3 protein-coding genes are annotated in these 2658 nt (G+C 67.9%); all 3 read left to right on the forward strand.

Annotated elements, in window-relative coordinates:
• Positions 1–70 precede the first annotated feature (70 nt).
• The 3 genes from istA to ACZ67Q_RS39355 all read left to right on the forward strand — a co-directional run bounded on the left by istA (position 71) and on the right by ACZ67Q_RS39355 (position 2567).
• Complete coding sequence (gene istA / locus ACZ67Q_RS39345) at positions 71–1330, forward strand: IS21 family transposase (RefSeq protein WP_471192435.1); 1260 nt, start codon at positions 71–73, stop codon at positions 1328–1330.
• Entirely contained in the window at positions 1327–2148 is an 822-nt protein-coding gene (gene istB, locus ACZ67Q_RS39350) for an IS21-like element helper ATPase IstB (RefSeq protein ID WP_123816976.1), read from the forward strand. Before istA ends, istB begins: the two co-directional genes overlap by 4 nt.
• 65 nt (positions 2149–2213) lie before the next feature.
• Complete coding sequence (locus ACZ67Q_RS39355; protein WP_471192440.1) at positions 2214–2567, forward strand: hypothetical protein; 354 nt, start codon at positions 2214–2216, stop codon at positions 2565–2567.
• The last annotated feature ends 91 nt before the right edge of the window (positions 2568–2658 follow it).

Raw genomic sequence — 2658 nt, forward strand, 5'->3', positions numbered from 1 at the left:
GGTGTCGCCGCTTCGTGAAAACTGACCCCCAGGCGCTCTCCGAAAGTTGACCCCTCCTGACTCTTGGAGGGTGCTGAAAGTGGAGGACTGGGCAGAGATACGCAGGCTGCATCGAGCGGAGAGCGTGCCCATCAAGGAGATCGCTCGGCGGCTGGGGGTGGCCCGGAACACGGTGCGGGCCGCGTTGAACTCGGACCGGCCGCCGAAGTACGAACGTGCGCCACGCGGGTCGGTGGCGGACGCCTATGAGACGCAGATCCGGTTCCTGCTGAACGAGTGGCCCAAGATGCCCGCCCCGGTAATCGCCGAACGGATCGGCTGGCCGCACTCGATGTCACCGCTGAAGAAGAAGCTGGCCCAGATCCGGCCCGAATACGTGGGCATCGACCCGGTCGACCGGGTGACCTACGAACCGGGCGAGATCACCCAGTGCGACCTGTGGTTCCCGGAACCGAAAGTGCCGGTCGCACCAGGCCAGGAGCGGATCCTGCCGGTGCTGGTGATGACGCTCGGCTTCTCCCGGTTCATGACCGCGGTGATGATCCCCTCACGGCAGGGCGGCGACATCCTGTCGGGCATGTGGGACCTGCTCAGCGGCATCGGCCGGGTCACCAAGACGCTGGTCTGGGACCGAGAGGCCGCGATCGGCGGGACCGGGAAGGTCACCGCGCCGGCCGCGGCGTTCGCCGGCACGCTGGCCACCCGGATCAAGCTCGCGCCGCCCCGCGACCCGGAGTACAAGGGCATGGTCGAGCGGAACAATCAGTACCTGGAGACCTCGTTCCTGCCCGGCCGGACCTTCGCCTCGCCTATGGACTTCAACCTGCAGCTGGCCGAGTGGCTGGACCGGGCCAACGCCCGCACCGTCCGGTCGATCCAGGGCCGACCGGTCGACCTGCTGGAGACCGACTACCTGTCGATGATCCCGCTGCCGCCCGTCGACCCGCCGATGGGCCTCAACCAGCGGGTCAGGCTCGGCCGGGACTACTACGTCCGCGTCGACACCGTCGACTACTCGGTGGACCCGCAGGCCATCGGTCGGTTCGTCGACGTCACCGCCTCCCCGCAGGAGGTCACCGTGTTCTGCGACGGCCACATCGTCGCCCGGCACCAGCGGTCCTGGGCCAAGCAGGCCGTGGTCACCGACCCCGTCCATGCCGCGACCGCCCAGCGGATGCGCCAGGCCCTGGCCCTGGACCGGCAGAAGCGCGAGGCGGCCACCCGGCGCCACACAGACGGACACGCCGTCGCGCTGCGAGCCCTGCCTGACTACGACGCCCTGTTCGGCGTCGACTTCGATCCTTCGAGCACGAGAGCGAGCAACGAATGACCACCGCCACCAAGGCGAAGACCGGCGGCACCACCGCGGCGACGAAGGACGGCCTGCCGTCCATGCTGGCCTACCTGACCCGGGTCCTGAAGACGCCCACGATCGGCGCGTTCTGGGAGGAGCTCGCCGAACAGGCGCGGGACGAGAACTGGTCCCACGAGGAGTACTTGGCGGCCCTGCTGCAGCGGCAGGTCGCCGACCGGGAGTCCAAGGGCACCGTGATGCGGATCCGCACCGCCCACTTCCCGCAGGTCAAGACACTGGAGGACTTCAACCTCGACCATCTGCCGTCGCTGCGGCGCGATGTCCTCGCGCACCTGGCGACCGGCACGTTCGTCGCGAAGGCGGAGAACGTGATCCTGCTCGGGCCGCCCGGGATCGGCAAGACCCACCTGGCCATCGGCCTCGGGGTCAAGGCCGCGCACGCCGGCTACTCGGTCCTGTTCGACACCGCCAGCAACTGGATCACCCGTCTCCAGACGGCCCACCAGGCCGGACGCCTGGACGCCGAGTTGAAGAAGATCCGCCGCTACAAGTTGATCATCATCGACGAGGTCGGCTACATCCCCTTCGACCAGGACGCCGCGAACCTGTTCTTCCAGCTCATAGCCTCCCGCTACGAACAGGGCTCGGTGATGGTGACCTCGAACCTGCCCTTCGGGCGGTGGGGAGAGACCTTCTCCGACGACGTCGTCGCGGCCGCGATGATCGACCGCCTGGTCCACCACGCCGAGGTTCTCACCCTCACCGGCGACTCCTACCGCACCCGCCAACGACGCGAACTCCTCGCCAAGGAGAACCGCGCACACCGCGACTGAACCGACCCGAGTGGGACCGACCAATTCGGTTGGCCAGCCAGGCACCGGCCCGGCAGGGTTGGCGCATGACACACGACGACCTCTCCAAGATGCTCGCGGAGCAGACGCCGGCTTGCGGCCCAGCGCGCGAAGCCCTGCTCTCCGGAGGCACCTTCGAGGTCTGGGACGGCCTGGTCCCCGCCGATCGGCTCTTCCACACCTACCGGACCCGGCTCCGGATCACTCGGAAGCGCGGGGTCGCGACACTCGGCCTCACCGAGACCGTCGAGATCCTCGAAAAAGCCGAAGATCAAGCCTTGCGCATCGGCATGGTCAAGACGGCGGACCGAGCATGGACCTTCATGCTCTTCCTCGACGCCGCAGCCACGACGGTGCTGGCTTGCGCCCGCGGCGGACGCGTCCAGCTTGAGGACGACTGACAGCAGGCCGCGCGCCTGGTTGATGCGCTCACTCACCTGGGGGTCAATTTTCGGAGACCCAGCCGGGGTCAAAATTCAGAGATCGTTGACA

The sequence above is a fragment of the Streptomyces sp. NPDC036813 genome (genome assembly GCF_055609245.1).

Coding starts and splice junctions, on each gene's coding strand:
- istB (WP_123816976.1), top strand. CDS start 1,327: ATGACCACCGCCACCAAGGCGAAGACCGGCGGCACCACCGCGGCGACG.
- ACZ67Q_RS39355 (WP_471192440.1), top strand. CDS start 2,214: ATGACACACGACGACCTCTCCAAGATGCTCGCGGAGCAGACGCCGGCT.